This is a genomic window from Bacillus sp. FJAT-42315, from assembly GCF_002797375.1.
Taxonomy (GTDB): domain Bacteria; phylum Bacillota; class Bacilli; order Bacillales; family Domibacillaceae; genus Bacillus_CE.
The window spans coordinates 708,717-724,267 of record NZ_KZ454941.1 but is presented as its reverse complement, the minus strand read 5'-3'; the positions used below and the strand labels follow the sequence as shown (position 1 = coordinate 724,267).

The following is a 15,551-nucleotide window of genomic DNA, read 5'->3' as shown; positions in this document are numbered from 1 at the left end:
GGTTTTTGTAAGGTTCAGATTAAGATGGTGTAAGATTCGGTGCGTATGATAGGTGTCAGAAGGAAGGAGAGAACAACATGAAACCTATTTTACAAGCAAGAAATGTGGAAAAGGTGTTTGGCTCAAAAGAAAATGAGTACCACGCCTTAAAAGACATTCAATTAGATATACATGAAGGAGAATTTGTCGGCATTATGGGGCCTTCTGGGGCTGGAAAGTCGACACTTTTAAATATTTTATCAACAATCGATACACCGTCTGCTGGTGAGATCATCATCGACGGGCAAAATATTGTCCAAATGAAAGAGGAGCAATTATCGGATTTCCGCCGCCATAAGCTCGGCTTTATTTTCCAAGATTATAATTTACTAGATACATTGACGGTAAAAGAAAACATCGTGCTGCCGCTAGCGTTATCGAAAGTGCCTGTAAAAGAAATCGAAACGCGCGTCCATGAAATGGCTGACACGTTTGGCATTCGCGAGATTCTAAATAAATATCCGTATCATATTTCTGGCGGACAGAAGCAACGAACAGCCGCTTCCCGGGCAATCATCACGAACCCTAAGTTGATTTTAGCCGATGAGCCAACGGGGGCGCTCGATTCTAAATCAGCGACCGATTTATTAAATAGTTTAACTGCCTTAAATGAAAAGCAACGCTCTACGATTATGATGGTGACACATGATGCGTACGCCGCTAGCTTCTGCAAACGGTTATTGATTATTAAAGACGGAGAGTTATTTAAGGAAGTGTATAAAGGAGAGCAGTCACGTCAAGCTTTCTTCCAGCAAATTTTAGATGTGCTTGCGTCGCTTGGAGGTGGCGCTCATGACGCTCTTTAATATCGCACGGAAAAATATTCGCCAAAACTTTACGAACTATTTTCTATACTTTGCTTCGATGATTTTTGGCATCGTCATTTATTTCACATTCGTTTCCTTAAAGTATGACGAAACGATTGCCGCAACAGCAGAATCATCCCCGAAAATCAACTCAATCTTTAGCGCCGCTTCGTTTGTCTTACTGATTTTCGTTTCGATCTTTATTTGGTCATCGAACGCCTTCTTCATGCGGAAACGAAAAAAAGAAGTCGGCTTATATTCACTACTTGGCGTTCGCCGAAAAGAAATTGGGCGCATGCTCTTTTATGAAAACTTCTTGATGGGGATGTTTGCACTCGTCATCGGGATCGCGCTTGGGGCGTTGTTATCAAAAGGATTCGTCGCGTTATTAATGAACATGATGGGCTACGAGGCCATCACGAACTTTATGATTTCATCAGCGGCCATCATAAATACAGCGATCGTCTTTTTGATCATCACACTCGTCACATCGTTTCAAGGCTATCGCTTAATTTATCGCTTTCAATTAATTGAACTATTCAAAGCGGATCAAGAAGGAGAACATGAGCCGAAAGCTTCCCTATGGTTAGCGGGATTGTCGCTCATCCTGATTGGTGGCGGTTATTGGCTCGCTCTTCAATCGTTCGACTCTGCAGCTTGGCAAACACTCGGTCTGTTGTTCACACCACTCGTCATTTTAACAACGGTCATTACCGGCACATACTTTTTATTTAGCACCTTCATCGTCTATGCATTAAAAGCATTGAGGAAAAAGAAGTCTCACTTTTGGAACGGGTTAACGATCATTACGACGTCCCAATTGTTATATCGAATCAAAGGCAATGCCCGCACATTAACGATCATCGCTGTCTTAAGTGCGACGACATTAACAGCGGTCGGAGCTGCTTTTAGCTTTTACTATAATACGAAAACAACAGCGACAACGATGACACCAAATAGCTATTCTTTCATCTCGACAGATGAGCAACTAGCGAAACAAGCAGAGGAACGGATCAAACATGCAGAAGATCATAAGCTACGCTATCACCAAACGATCAACACTTTACAAGTAGAGGCGGATACAACGAATATACAAAGTCCATTCATGGGTACAGAATTGGTCTACGCCTTGATTTCAACTAGTGATTTTAATACATTAGCCGACAAACAAGGACGGAAAGAATCATTATCACTACAGGGAAACGAAGTCGCCGCCTTGGATCGCATGTACTATGAAGAATTCTCACCGAAATATGTTGGCAACTCGATTACGTTTCATTTGAACGATCGTGAAGAAAAAGTAACCTTCACTGATTTCAAAACATACGACGTCCTCAATTTCGGTGTCGATGGAGCAACGCTTGTCGTCAGTGATGAACTATTCAACAAGCTAGCAAACGAGCTTGAAGCGAGAACGATTGATATGTTCGGCATCACAAACGCTCATCAAGCGAAAGAGTTAACAAAGCAACTGAAAACAATCATGCCAGAGGAAGCGTCCTTGTCTAGCTATTACGAAGTGTATGCGGCTGGCTTACAATCAAACGGATTGCTCATTTTCGTCGGTGGCTTTTTAGGACTTGTCTTCTTAGCCGCAACCGGCAGTATCATCTACTTCAAACAACTAACAGAAGCACATGCTGACCAAGACCGTTATCGCATTCTATCCAACATCGGCGTCAATAAAAAAGACGTACGAAAAACGATTGCGAAACAAGTATTTTTCATCTTTGCCTTGCCATTACTTGCAGGAATTACTCATAGTGCCATAGCTTTAACCGCACTATCTAACTTATTAGCAATCAACTTAATCATCCCAACGCTGATCTGCATGGGCGTATACACATTGATCTACATTATGTACTACTTCATGACCGTTCAAGCGTACTATAAAATTGGCATAAACAAAGGAGAATAATCATTATGAAGAAATTAGGAATATCTATCGGAATACTTGCTGCTTTATTTGTCGGGTTCATTTTATTCATCCAAAACGTGAACATAAACCGACTCGGAGCTGACAGCTACTTCGTCAAAATTACAACAGACGGAAAAGAAATCGGAGACGTAACTGACACAGGAGAAAAATGGACGCGCTACGAATATCAATTAGAAGCCATCAACGAAAAAGGCGAAACGAAAACACTAGAATTCACAAGCCAAAATCAACTTCGCCACGACGCCTACCTTGAAGTTTTTGTAAAGGGAGAAAATGAGGTTACTTCTTATGAAGAAGTGCAACAAGCGGAGCTTCCTGATAAGGTGAAAAAGAAATTAAAATAAGACAAATGGGGTGATGTTCATTGAGCATCACCCCATTCGTTTATAACATTGCCCTGTTTATCATAATAATCAATGGTCATTTCATAGTTTTTCGCCTTAGGCAACTCTATCACAGTAACGGATTTCTCATTTGCGTTAAACAGTTGTTCATGTTGCTTTCCATTTACGGTTAATACCATTTTAGCTAAATCACTTTTTTCATTCGTTACAATCATACATATGAACGTTTTTGCTTCGCCGCTTGAGATTGAGATAGGATAAAAGACAAATGATTGACTTTCACTTTTCTCTACATGATTCCACTCATAGTTGCCTTCTTCATTTTTAGAAAACTGGATATACGCTGGATCACCATTTGCTAAAAAGCCCGCCACTCTTTCGTCACCAACATCTTTCACTTCTATGAGCTCAATCGCTTGATGCTCGTAACCTTCAATCGACTGAATCACGTTTTTTATTGATTTGTTGTCGTTTCCATACAATGGTTTCGAGCGGCTCAAAAGAACGGTCGTCACAACCAATATGATAGCTGTAACAACAAACACGATGCGGTTTCTTTTCAAGCAATCACCTCCGAATAAAAACTTCACAATCCATACCGTCAATAAAACCTTTAATAAATCCCTTAATAAAATCAGAGAGTGCAACAGCAGCCAAATAAATCAATACACCTGTTCCAATGCAATATTTAATTACCATATACCTTTTCAAACCCATCACTTTTTTTACAAATATTTTACATAAAGATAGTATAACATAATAGAGTCATAGATGATGCTGTTCATTTTAATACAAAAAACCTCCACGAATCACAACAAAAAATATAAAAGGTAGAGCCTTGTCTAGATAGCCCTACCTTTTGTTTTAGATGTTATCAATGAAATAGAAAAAAACGAATGGACCATATGCCCACTCACCATTAATGATGCAGATATTTTTCTAATGTTTCGATATCATTATTATCTGCTAGTACACTGACAGCCCAGTCATAAGCCGATTCATGAAAACCAATAGGATTTTCTGCTAAAGATTTCTCAACTTGTGAATTTTCCACGAGCTCCATTGCTTCGTTTTCATCTTTTCCGAACTCCACGATCAGTTCTCGAACAATATGATTAATCATTAACAAAATCTCTTGTTGCTGCTTGGAGTTATTATTTGTCATAAACATTCGATCACCTCCGTAATTTTCAAACATTGTAACGCTTTATTAGTTGTCACAGCTAATTGATCCATATTAGCATATGCACGTATATCTGTATAATTGGATGATAACAGCCCACCATCGGCCACAGGTCCATAAACTAAATCGTAATCATATTGGTATAAAGAATGTTTTGCTTGCCTCATAATCCATACGAATTTTTTCCAGTCTAAGTGGTCATCTTCAAAGACCTTATATTTTAACTGTTCCCATTCCTTAACATTTTCAACCTCAAACTTTAAAATAATCGGTTTGAATTCATGCTTCATGCCAAGAAAATCTCTTACCGTCATATTAGATAATTCTAATATTGCTTTATTAAGGACGGGTTTTGTAGCTCTCCGCTCAGCCCACTCTTTAGCTTGTTCATAATTCGTAGTTAAGTAAAAGCCCGGACCAAAATCCATTCCACCCTTACTTCGAGGGAATATTTGAACTCCATGCTTGTGAATAAGATCAGAATAAATATTGATCGTACCATGATAAAGCGGCAAGCTATAATCATGAATAATTGACAAAACACTTTCTCCAATCTAGTTATGTCTTATGTTGATTATATCATGAGCGTAAATTCCATGACATACTTTCGATTCCTCTTTCTATGACGATCTGTTTTATAAACAATGGAAAATCGATTCAAGTAAAAGAGTCAACCGCTTGCTCCTATTGGTACAGAGTTGCGGCAACATTTGATGGGAAATATTCTAAGTAAAGAGAAAAATAGCGGCTTCATCCCCCAATCATTTCACACTCGTTACTTTCTCAAAAAATCATTGTGTATTTTCTGAAATTTTTTATTGACTCCATAATAATATTCATAAGATAATACTAATGAGTAATATATGTTATATATTTCGAAGGAGCTATCAAATGAGTAAAAGAGGTAGAAAGAAAGGGGCTAGTGGTGAACAAAGTAGAGCTCTATTGCTTACGATCGCTGCAGAAGAGTTCGCGCATAACGGTTATTATGAAACAAAAATTAGCACAATCGTTCAGAAGGCTGGCTTAACGCAACCAACATTTTACCTTTACTTTAAAAGTAAAGAGGCAATATTTCAGGAATTAATAGCTTCGTTTAAACAAGGGCTAGTTGATCTTACTAAAGAGAGTCGCTTAGAACCTGGAATTGATTTCGACGCCTTACCATTGAGAATTACAAAAGGATTAACAGGCATCTTTACTTTTTTTGCTGAGAATCAACATTTAACACGCATTGGATTCTTTAATTCTTTAGAAGCCGAAGAGATTAAAAAACAATTAGCACTACAAATAAGGGAAAACTTAATGTCTGAAGTAAATAACGGTTATTTTCAGACTGAACTGGACACATGCTTAGTTGCTGAAATTTTAATTGGCATCATTGAACGCCTCACACTCACCAAATTATTTCCAGGCATAAAAACACCCGAAGAACTTGCATCCGAGATTGTTCACCTTCTTTTGAACGGAATGTTACCAAAAAGTGAATAGTTATTTACTGCTTTTGGACGTAACCCTCATTTTGATCTTAGTACACAATTTATCGAAAACTACTACAAATTAGCATTCTACGATTCTAAATTCACCGAATAACGAAAAAACATAAACGTAACACGGACAAGGGGCATTCTAAAATAAGGAGAAATGATGATGGAGAGAGAGTTAGATAAAGAATGGGTGTACTTGATAATGCAGGCTAAGCAAATGGGGATTTCAATAGAGGAGGTTCGTCGATTTCTTCAACAGGGGTCTTTAGCAGAGGTCTCACATCTTGAAAATAAAAATAGGGCTTTCACATCTGCCCTTGATACATTCAAGACTAGGTACATTGATTAACCTTTAATATTCCATCTTACTTTTAATTTTGAATATAGCTCAATAATACTGTGCAACTGCCGAATCATATGTAAAAGCGTTGTTATTCATCAATTGGCGAATGACAACGCTTTTCTGCTATTTTACGAACGTAGGTAAAATTCGTGATTCAAGTTAAATAATATTCTCTAGCTTGTTCTTTCATCTCCTTTGTGATTCCATATTCGTTTTCAAAAAATGTATCATAATTGGTATAACGTGATTTTATCGCTGAAAAGAGTTCTTGGATATACTCTTCATTTGCATTGGAGAACGCCTGAAATACTTCTGCTCGTTCTTTCATCTGTTCCTCCATTACCTTAAACCATTCGGGTGGATTAGACTGCATTTCGTCATTAGTCCGTAAGTAATCAGTAATTATTTGCTCTTCTGGCACATCAAGCAATAAATAAATCAGTGCAGACCCAACTCCTGTGCGGTCCTTTCCAGCTGAACAATGATGTAATAAAGGTGCTTCTCCTGCACAAATAATATTTAGTAATCGTTGATATGATGGATTATTAAAAACGATCTCAGAATAAAACTGCCCGAATACATTAGATTGTAAAAAAATATCACTTTTCAATAACTCTTCGATATTTACTGTTGGAAGAATACTGTCTTCTATTCTAGCTGGAACACGAAGGTTCTTTACATTGTCTAATAATGGTGAACTATTTAGTTTTGCCTCAGATTCATCACGGTAATCAAAAATAACTTTTAATTGTAGTGTTTCCAACCTGTTAATATCTTTAGCTGTTGCATGTACAAGTTCTCCGCTACGAAATAGCATTCCCTTTTTAACGGTGTATCCATCAATTGTTGTTAATCCCCCCATATCTCGAAAGTTATATATTTTTTCGAATTGAAATGTTTCTATTGTCATGCTGCTCCCCCTCGGTTAACTAACTGTCATCTCTTGTTCCTTACCTTCGTATAGAAGAAATAGTAGTTCATCTGTTAAATTTTTTGGATCTCCATCAAATATTACCTGTCCTTTTTGAACAGCAATTATACGTGTTGCATATTTTTTCGCTACGTCTACTTGATGTAGATTGATTAGACAAGCAATGTTTTGTTCTTTACAGTTTTGATAAATATTCTCCATTATTGTCGCTGAAGATTTCGGATCTAGCGATGCAATCGGTTCATCAGCTAATATTAATGAAGGATTTTGCGTTAATGCACGGCAAACACCTACACGTTGACGTTGCCCTCCGCTTAAATCATCCGCACGTTTAAAAATTTCCTCTTCCAATCCTACTTTAGTTAATAAGCGAATCGCTTCTTTTTTACGTTCTTCGGAATAACGATTGAAAATCCCACCAAATGTACTCATCTTTCCTAAGTTGCCGTGTAAAACATTTTCCAGAACACTTAAACGATCCACAATATTATAATGTTGAAAAATCATGCCGATATTTGAACGTATCGAACGCAATTCTTTTCCTTTTGCTTTTAGTACAGATTGGTTCTTATAAATGACTTCTCCAGACGTTGGCATAACAAGACGGTTTATAGAACGTAAAAGCGTTGATTTTCCAGCTCCACTTGGACCGATTACAGCTATAAATTCTCCTTCAAATACATCAAACGAAATTCCTTTTAATGCTTGTGTGCCATCAGCATATTGCATTTCTAAATCTTTCACTTGTAAAATCGGTTTCATGTTGACCTCCTAACGTAGTCGCTTCCGTAATTGTCCAGTTAATGTTTCAATTGCAAACATGGTTATAAAAACAATTAAAATTCCTAACGTCATATCATCAAAATGATAGAAAGTAATCGAGTCATGGATAAGCATTCCGACACCACCAGCACCAACCATCCCTAACACCACTGAACTAGATACGTTCAGTTCAAATTTAAATGCAATAGTCGAAAGAAAAATTGTGCTTAACTTTGGAAGTAATCCTTTTACAACAATCTGGAACCAGTTCGCACCAACTGTACGTAGTGCTTCGATCGTTTCGTCACCTATTTCTTCAATTTGAGCTGCAAATGTACGTATTAAGTATGCTGCAGTCGGTAATGTTAATCCTAATATTCCAGCCATTGATCCAAAGCCAATACTTGCAACAGCAATTAATACCCAAACGGTCTTTGGAACAGATCGAATAATAATAACGACAACCCGAATCACATTGCTTAACCACATAGATGGTGCAATATTACGTGCTACAAAAAAAGAAGTAATAAATGATAAGATTAAACCTAGTAATAGAGAAAGAAAGGCTACTACTAATGATGTCAACATTGCTGCCAAATAATCTGGAAGCATCGTGAATGATATTTGCATCATATTATTTATGCTTGCAGGTAATTTTTCAAAGCCTAGCACAAATTGCCACCAGTCAATATCTACGAAAAATAAACTTCCGAAAAACAAGACAGCGCCGATACAAAAAAATAATCGCTGTTGTTGTTCTGTTTTCTTATGTCCAATTTTTATTTTCTTTTGTTTTGAGGTTATATCCACTCGTTGTTCCAATTTTGTCGTCAAATTATTCGCTCCCTTAACTTTTGAGATACGGATTCTACGAAAATTATGATGACAATCATAATGACAATGGCCATAGATGTCTTACTATATTGAAATAAATCCATTGTTTGTTTAATGATAGTCCCTAGTCCACCTGCACCTACCAAACCTAAAATAGCACTTGCACGAATTCCGATTTCAACCATATACAGTGTCCAATTCAAAAAACTGGGCATGAATTGCGGAAATATTGCATGCTTTATCACATGAAAATAGTTTCCCCCAACTGCTTCAATCGCTTCAACGACATGATGATCTAGTTCTTCAATAGATTCTGAGTATACTCGTGCTAAAAAGCTTGTCCCAAAAATAATGAGCGCCAGTAAACCAGGTAAATTTCCTACTCCAAAAATAATAACAAGAACAGAAGCCCAAACAAGGAAAGGTATATTACGAAAAAATGTTAAAATAGCTTTTAGCACATGACCGATGACTCTATTCGGTGTTGTATTTTGTGCAATTAAAATGGCAAATACCATACCTAAAACAGTAGAAACTCCTGTTGCAATGAATGCTAGTAAAATTGTATCGACAACTGGACGTAAGTAAACTTGAAAATTATTAACATCCGGCGGAAAAAAATCAGTAAAAATAAAAGAAAAGAAGGTTGGTACTGCATGAATGAAATCAAACAGATTAAATTCTACATACCAAACACTAAATACGACAATCAACATAAATAATACAATCGTTAACGTTTTTTTTATTTTCTTCATTTCATGTAAATGACTGTCATTCATTTTTCAACACCTCCTATTGATTAAGAAGGTCTTCAGGACTCATTTTTAACGCTTCTGCAACTTCACGGAAAGCATCAAATTCACTATCGTCAACTTCTACTAATTCTCCACCTTTAAATCCTGTCACTTTACTAATGTAAGATTCATCATAACTTAATAAAAATTGTTTAACTTTATTTTTCATTTCATCTGTATGGTCACCACGAATTGCAAAAGCACCATACCCAGCTGCATCAAGATTTGGAATTTCCCCAATTACTTTAAATGAATCTTCTGAAACGACTTGTTTGTCAACAAGCATGTCACCTTTAACTTTAGCCACAACCGCAACATCATACTGTTTGTTAACCGCACCTATTAATGCTTTATCATGCCCACCTGCAAATTGAACACTTTTAAAGAATTTACCATCTGTTTCGAGCTCTTCTAAAGTGACTCCTAACTCATCCATTAAGTGTTTTTTTGGCATTAAATGACCTGATGTTGAAACAGGATCTACAAACCCCATCGTTTTTCCTTTAATATCTTCTAATGAGTTAATATCTGAATCCGCTGCTGTCACAAAAATGGACAATGGTTTATCTGCCTGTTGAGCATTATCGATGGTTGTCAACGCTTCTGCACCAGCGCGTTCTGCGGCAAAAATGTAAGAAAACGGACCAAAAAAAGCTAAGTCTGCTTTATCATTCTTCATTGCTTCAATCGCAGCATTGTAGCTATTTGCTTGATAAGAAGATACTTTAACACCTAGTTCCTCTTCTAACTCCTTTTCAAATTCTTCATCCAGTTCCGCCTTTTCATCAGAGCTTTCATGTGGTAAATAGGCAATAACAAATTCTTCTAAGTTATTTTCTTTCGCTGATGAATCAACACTTTTGGTATCACCACATGCAGATAATAATAGGGCACTCCCTAACATCAAACTACTCAAAATCGATTTCATCTTCATAATTAATTTTCCCCCTCCAATAATTTAAATTTCAACTTGTATACAAGTTGAGTTATTTTTTTAACGCCATCTTGTATACAAGTTGAGTTATTTTTTTAACGCCATCTTGTATACAAGATTAGAGTAACAACTGATTGTAAAAATAATTACTGCTTTTTGTAAATGTTTTGTGAATCAATGTAAATCCAACAACTAAATCCTTATTTTGAGTGGTAAACTAAATGATATGCTAGAACAGAAAGAGGAAAGATCTATGGCGCAAAATAATTTAACGAATCAAGCTTATGCTATATTAAACGATTTATTTATTCGTGCTACATTTATGCCTGGTGATAAATTGTCAGAAAATCAATTATGTGAACAATTAAATATGAGTCGTACACCTATACGTTCTGCCCTATTTAGGATTGGTCGAAAAGGATACATCGAAACTCTTGATAAGAAAGGTATTATTGTAAAGGGGTTTAACAAGAAAGAAATAGAAGACAGCTTTGAATTACTAGTTCAATTAGAAAATATGGTTTATTTAAATTTTAATAGGGTCGAAAACAAACAAAAACTATTTAACGATTTCGAACAATGTATTGAAAATCAAAAAAACGCCAAAGAAGAACAAGATTATTTTCAATATTTATTGGAAATGTATACATTTCCAGAATTACTTTTTAATGCATATCAAAACTCAGCTTTAATCAAAACTTATCAAATATTAAAAGAAGATATGATTCGCATGAGCATGATTATATATAATAAAACAACAAATCACCCACATTATTCGGCGCTAGAGGAAAATGAACAGACATTATCCTTTCTAAAACAAGGTGACATACAAGCAGCCTTAGAAATTAATAAAACATTCAATCAATTACGCCTCGGCGTAATTGCGTCCGCATTTTGAATTGTGCTTGCTCGGCTAAATAGACGAGCAAGCATCTTCATAGCTTAACTATTATGAATAAATGCGACATAGTAGGTCTCCTTTCGTTAATCGTTTTTTCGCGGTAAAATATCGAATAAAAAATACCTCCACGCCATATAAAAGCGTGAAGGTATCGAATAATAAACGGTTTTATTACGCCCTCGGAGGGAATCGAACCCCCATTTTAAGAACCGGAATCTTACGTGCTATCCGTTGCACCACGAGGGCAAAATGTTTAAGTACATTACAAAATTATAGCGGAATATATCAAAAATTGCAATATGTAATTATTTTTTACCGTTTAGCAGGACTTTTATTGGACATACTAGAAAATTATATTAAAGAGAAAATGTTAATATTTGAAGCTTAATGTTTGACCTTCATTGACCATCACTGTATGATAAACATTACATAAGATTTTCTTACAAAACCATTCTTAAGGAGGAAAGACCATGAATCTAATTCCTACAGTTATTGAACAAACAAACCGAGGAGAGCGTGCGTACGATATTTACTCTCGTTTGCTAAAGGATCGTATCATTATGCTTGGAAGCGGCATTGATGACAATGTGGCGAACTCGATCGTTTCCCAATTATTATTCCTTGAAGCAGAAAATCCAGAGAAAGATATCTCCATCTACATTAACAGCCCTGGTGGAAGCATCACAGCGGGTATGGCGATTTATGATACAATTCAGTTCATTAAGCCAGATGTTCAAACGATCTGTATCGGTATGGCAGCTTCTATGGGGGCATTCTTGCTGGCGGCTGGAACGAAAGGAAAGCGTTATGCTCTACCAAACAGTGAAGTAATGATTCACCAACCACTTGGAGGCGCGCAAGGTCAAGCAACGGAAATCGAAATTGCCGCAAAACGCATCTTGTTCCTTCGTGAAAAACTAAACCAAATTTTAGCTGAGCGTACAGGTCAACCGCTTGAAGTCATCGCTAAAGACACAGACCGCGACAACTTCATGACAGCTGAGCGTGCATTAGAATACGGTCTAATCGATAAAATTCTTACACGTCATGAGTTACCTGAAAATAAATAAATAAAAAAACACCTGAACAATGGAGCGATCCATCATTCAGGTGTTTTTTAATAGTTACCTTCCTGTTCAACGAAGGCTACTAGCGCCTCTAATGCACTTTGTTCATCGTGTCCGTCAACGGAGATCGTAACGGAACAGCCACGGTTAATCGCAAGGCTCATAATGCCCATAATGCTTTTGGCGTTCACTTTTTTGCCGTCTTTTTCAAGGAAAATTTCCGAAGAAAAGCGATTCGCCTCCTGCACAAATAAGGCTGCTGGACGCGCTTGTAGTCCCATCTTCAATTGCACGTTTGTTGTTTTTTCAACCACTTTGTTTTCCCCCTTTTCTTTCTTATTCGATCGGTTCGCTTGCTCTAATTTTGTCAGCGATTTCATCTATTTTACGGAGACGATGGTTAATACCCGATTTACTAATTTTCCCCCCGGATACCATTTCTCCTAGTTCCTTCAATGTGACATCTTGATGCGTCACTCGCAATTCCGCAATTTCGCGCAGTTTATCTGGCAGTACTTGCAGACCGACTGCTTCTTCGATATAGCGTATATTTTCAACTTGGCGCAGTGCTGCACCAATCGTTTTATTCAAGTTAGCGGTTTCACAGTTCACTAGTCGGTTCACCGAATTTCTCATATCGCGGACAATGCGGACATCTTCAAATCGAAGCAAGGCATTGTGAGCACCAATAATGTTTAAAAATTCCGTGATTTTCTCAGCTTCCTTTAAATAGGTAATAAACCCTTTTTTTCGCTCTAATGTTTTGCTATTGAGATCAAAGGTATTCATCAGTTCACTCAAGGCATCATTATGCTCTTGATACAAGGAAAAAATCTCCAAATGATAAGAAGAAGTTTCTGGGTTATTAACCGATCCACCTGCAAGGAATGATCCCCGTAAGTAAGCACGTTTACAGCATTGATTCTCAATCAGCTTGGCTGAAATATTATGAACAAAGGAGAATCCTGTTTCAATAATCGATAAGTCCTCTAATATCTCTCTTGCGTGTTCCTTCAGTCTAACAATGTAGACATTATTCTTTTTCAACCTCATCTTTTTACGAACGAGCAGTTCTACTTCCACTTCATAGTTTTTCTTTAATAACACATATATTCTTCGAGCGATCGCTGCATTCTCCGTTTGAATATTTACAACGAGCAAGCGATTTGAAAATGAAAGTGATCCATTCATTCGAATAAGCGCAGAAAGTTCTGATTTCGCACAGCAACTATTTCCTTCAACGGTCGTTAGTTCTTTTTTCGTTTCCGAAGCAAAAGACATATGAGACACCCCCCTCTATCTGAGATGCTCGTTCTGTAGTATAAGGTTTAATTTTTTTCTTTAATTAAGTTCGATAAGATGTCCGCCACTTTGTTTGTGTCATGACGAATCATCCCCTTTTCTCTAGTGACGATATCATCAAAAATGACGTTGAGCCCTAATGATTTCAAGAGGTCGATATCATACACGACTGGTTTCGCCAGCTCTTCTTTATATTTCTCTTGAATTTGTGCCGGGATGGGCTCGTTGTTGACGAGTATTGTATCAATAAAAGCACAGGCCATATGGTCATAAATCGCTCTTACATGATCGCTTGCGGTGAAGTCGAGCGTTTCCCCAGCCTGTGTCATTAAATTACAAATATATACTTTTCGGGCTTTCGCATTGCACACTTCTTCTCCAATTTGCGGAACGAGTAAGTTCGGCAAAATACTTGTATAAAGGCTTCCCGGTCCGACGATAATTAAGTCGGCTTGTCGAATCGCTCGAATTGTCTCAGGCAAAGGCTGTATGTCCCCCGGTGTTAAAAATACGCGCTTAATTCTTTTACCAGAGTAAGGAATTTTCGACTCGCCGGATACGACTGTGCCGTCTTCCATCTCGGCATGAAGAACGACACTTTGATTCGCCGCAGGCAATACTTTTCCACGGACATTGAGCACCCGACTCATTTCCTGAACAGCATGCACAAAGTCACCTGTGATTGAAGTCATGGCGGCGATCATTAAATTGCCAAGTGAATGGCCCGATAGTTCATTTGCTGTACTAAAACGATGCTGGAACATATTCTCTAATAACGGCTCCACATCCGATAAAGCGGCAAGCACATTGCGTATATCCCCAGGAGGTGGAATATTGAGCTCATCACGTAAACGTCCAGAGCTGCCGCCATCATCCGCTACCGTTACAATGGCGGTTAAATCGATCGGGTGCTTCTTCAAACCACGCAGCAAAACAGATAGGCCTGTGCCTCCACCGATAATCACGACTTTTGGCTGTTGATGATTTTTCATAATGTTTTCGCCTTGCGCTTATTAATATCGCGGTGTGTAATACGCGTCTCATAATCATTCGAGAAATGATTGCCGATATATTCCGATAAAGCAACAGAACGATGCTGTCCTCCTGTACATCCAATCGCAATGACGAGCTGCGATTTTCCTTCCATTTTGTAATGTGGAAGCATAAATGTTAATAAATCAATTGTCTTTTCTAAAAACTTCTGCGTGTCACTCCATTTTAATACGTACGTAGCGACATCTTCCTCTAGCCCTGTTCGTGGTCTCATATGGTCGATGTAGTGCGGATTCGGCAGAAAACGAACGTCAAAGACGAGATCGGCGTCAATTGGTAAACCATGCTTAAAGCCAAATGACATCACATTTACGGTAAAGACTGACTTTTTGTTTAACGAAAATTCGGTTAAGATTTTTTCACGTAAGTCTTTCGGTTTCATTTCTGATGTATTGTAAATAAATTGCGCCCGACCCTTTAACTCCTCTAACAGCTCGCGTTCTTGGCGAATTCCATCTAACGGCAAGCCAGTTGGAGACAGTGGATGAGAACGTCTTGTTTCTTTATAGCGGCGAACGAGCACAGAATCTTCAGCATCAAGAAATAATACTTTTGGCGTTAACTCGGCCATTTCGATCACTTCATCAAGCGACTTAATTAAATCATCAAAGAATTCTCGTCCGCGCATATCCATCACGACCGCTACTTTGTTCATTTGATTATTCGCATCCTTCATTAACTCCAAAAATTTCGGCAGCAACGTCGGCGGCAAATTATCGACGCAATAAAAACCAAGGTCTTCAAAGCTTTGAATAGCAACGGTCTTCCCAGCGCCAGACATCCCGGTAATAATGACTAATTGCACATCGTTTCCTAAATTTGTATTCATGTT

At 37.6% G+C, this 15,551-nt stretch carries 19 protein-coding genes and 1 tRNA gene; 7 read left to right on the top strand and 13 right to left on the bottom strand.

Annotated features, from left to right (window positions below; all coding sequences use genetic code 11):
* The first annotated feature begins 77 nt into the window (after positions 1-77).
* The 3 genes from CEF22_RS03340 to CEF22_RS03330 are packed head-to-tail and all read left to right on the top strand — an operon-like array spanning position 78 to position 3,128.
* Positions 78-845: an ABC transporter ATP-binding protein gene (locus CEF22_RS03340; RefSeq protein WP_100401752.1), complete on the top strand. Its 768-nt coding sequence runs from the start codon at positions 78-80 to the stop codon at positions 843-845.
* Entirely contained in the window at positions 832-2,763 is a 1,932-nt protein-coding gene (locus tag CEF22_RS03335; protein ID WP_100401751.1) for an ABC transporter permease, read from the top strand. Before CEF22_RS03340 ends, CEF22_RS03335 begins: the two co-directional genes overlap by 14 nt.
* A gap of 5 nt (positions 2,764-2,768) precedes the next feature.
* Entirely contained in the window at positions 2,769-3,128 is a 360-nt protein-coding gene (locus CEF22_RS03330) for a YxeA family protein (RefSeq protein ID WP_100401750.1), read from the top strand.
* 17 nt (positions 3,129-3,145) lie between these two features.
* Here the strand turns inward: CEF22_RS03330 and CEF22_RS03325 are convergent, their stop codons facing one another.
* The 3 genes from CEF22_RS03325 to CEF22_RS03315 form a co-directional block, all read right to left on the bottom strand.
* Complete coding sequence (locus CEF22_RS03325; RefSeq protein WP_100401749.1) at positions 3,146-3,691, bottom strand: hypothetical protein; 546 nt, start codon at positions 3,689-3,691, stop codon at positions 3,146-3,148.
* A 356-nt stretch (positions 3,692-4,047) separates the two neighbouring features.
* Complete coding sequence (locus CEF22_RS03320; protein ID WP_100401748.1) at positions 4,048-4,299, bottom strand: hypothetical protein; 252 nt, start codon at positions 4,297-4,299, stop codon at positions 4,048-4,050.
* Entirely contained in the window at positions 4,290-4,850 is a 561-nt protein-coding gene (locus tag CEF22_RS03315) for a DUF3990 domain-containing protein (RefSeq protein ID WP_157843154.1), read from the bottom strand. Before CEF22_RS03315 ends, CEF22_RS03320 begins: the two co-directional genes overlap by 10 nt.
* A 352-nt stretch (positions 4,851-5,202) precedes the next feature.
* On the opposite strand from CEF22_RS03315, the gene CEF22_RS03310 reads away from it, so the two are divergent.
* Together CEF22_RS03310 and CEF22_RS18900 are read left to right on the top strand one after the other, a co-directional pair.
* Positions 5,203-5,802, top strand: coding sequence for a TetR/AcrR family transcriptional regulator (locus CEF22_RS03310; RefSeq protein ID WP_100401746.1), 600 nt, complete (start codon positions 5,203-5,205; stop codon positions 5,800-5,802).
* A gap of 153 nt (positions 5,803-5,955) precedes the next feature.
* Positions 5,956-6,147 (top strand): anti-repressor SinI family protein, encoded by a 192-nt coding sequence (locus tag CEF22_RS18900; RefSeq protein WP_332849159.1) that lies wholly within the window; start codon positions 5,956-5,958, stop codon positions 6,145-6,147.
* Between the two features lie 148 nt (positions 6,148-6,295).
* Here the strand turns inward: CEF22_RS18900 and CEF22_RS03300 are convergent, their stop codons facing one another.
* From CEF22_RS03300 to CEF22_RS03280, 5 genes are read right to left on the bottom strand one after another with little or no spacing between them, the layout of a single operon-like run.
* Positions 6,296-7,051, bottom strand: coding sequence for a tyrosine-protein phosphatase (locus CEF22_RS03300; RefSeq protein ID WP_100401744.1), 756 nt, complete (start codon positions 7,049-7,051; stop codon positions 6,296-6,298).
* Between the two features lie 15 nt (positions 7,052-7,066).
* Entirely contained in the window at positions 7,067-7,834 is a 768-nt protein-coding gene (gene phnC, locus CEF22_RS03295; protein ID WP_100401743.1) for a phosphonate ABC transporter ATP-binding protein, read from the bottom strand.
* Positions 7,835-7,843: 9 nt separating this feature from the next.
* Complete coding sequence (locus CEF22_RS03290; protein WP_100401742.1) at positions 7,844-8,668, bottom strand: PhnE/PtxC family ABC transporter permease; 825 nt, start codon at positions 8,666-8,668, stop codon at positions 7,844-7,846.
* Positions 8,665-9,447 carry a phosphonate ABC transporter, permease protein PhnE gene (phnE, locus tag CEF22_RS03285; RefSeq protein WP_100401741.1) on the bottom strand — a complete coding sequence of 261 codons (783 nt, stop codon included), beginning with the start codon at positions 9,445-9,447 and terminating at the stop codon, positions 8,665-8,667. The genes CEF22_RS03290 and phnE overlap by 4 nt, the downstream gene beginning before the upstream one ends.
* A 13-nt stretch (positions 9,448-9,460) precedes the next feature.
* Complete coding sequence (locus CEF22_RS03280) at positions 9,461-10,396, bottom strand: phosphate/phosphite/phosphonate ABC transporter substrate-binding protein (protein WP_100401740.1); 936 nt, start codon at positions 10,394-10,396, stop codon at positions 9,461-9,463.
* A gap of 253 nt (positions 10,397-10,649) precedes the next feature.
* On the opposite strand from CEF22_RS03280, the gene CEF22_RS03275 reads away from it, so the two are divergent.
* A complete protein-coding gene (locus CEF22_RS03275; RefSeq protein ID WP_157843153.1) occupies positions 10,650-11,294 on the top strand; it encodes a GntR family transcriptional regulator in 645 nt (214 codons plus the stop codon).
* A gap of 177 nt (positions 11,295-11,471) precedes the next feature.
* Here CEF22_RS03275 and CEF22_RS03270 read toward each other — a convergent pair.
* Positions 11,472-11,543: transfer RNA gene (locus CEF22_RS03270), tRNA-Arg, on the bottom strand.
* Positions 11,544-11,767: 224 nt separating this feature from the next.
* Between CEF22_RS03270 and clpP the strand changes: the two genes are divergently transcribed.
* Entirely contained in the window at positions 11,768-12,367 is a 600-nt protein-coding gene (gene clpP / locus CEF22_RS03265; RefSeq protein ID WP_100401738.1) for an ATP-dependent Clp endopeptidase proteolytic subunit ClpP, read from the top strand.
* Between the two features lie 47 nt (positions 12,368-12,414).
* Here the strand turns inward: clpP and CEF22_RS03260 are convergent, their stop codons facing one another.
* From CEF22_RS03260 to rapZ, 4 genes are read right to left on the bottom strand one after another with little or no spacing between them, the layout of a single operon-like run.
* A complete protein-coding gene (locus CEF22_RS03260; protein ID WP_094833538.1) occupies positions 12,415-12,678 on the bottom strand; it encodes an HPr family phosphocarrier protein in 264 nt (87 codons plus the stop codon).
* Between the two features lie 22 nt (positions 12,679-12,700).
* Positions 12,701-13,645: a DNA-binding protein WhiA gene (whiA, locus tag CEF22_RS03255; RefSeq protein WP_100401737.1), complete on the bottom strand. Its 945-nt coding sequence runs from the start codon at positions 13,643-13,645 to the stop codon at positions 12,701-12,703.
* 47 nt (positions 13,646-13,692) lie between these two features.
* Positions 13,693-14,658 carry a gluconeogenesis factor YvcK family protein gene (locus CEF22_RS03250; RefSeq protein ID WP_095480458.1) on the bottom strand — a complete coding sequence of 322 codons (966 nt, stop codon included), beginning with the start codon at positions 14,656-14,658 and terminating at the stop codon, positions 13,693-13,695.
* Positions 14,655-15,548 carry an RNase adapter RapZ gene (gene rapZ / locus CEF22_RS03245; RefSeq protein WP_095480459.1) on the bottom strand — a complete coding sequence of 298 codons (894 nt, stop codon included), beginning with the start codon at positions 15,546-15,548 and terminating at the stop codon, positions 14,655-14,657. Before rapZ ends, CEF22_RS03250 begins: the two co-directional genes overlap by 4 nt.
* Positions 15,549-15,551: the final 3 nt, after the last annotated feature.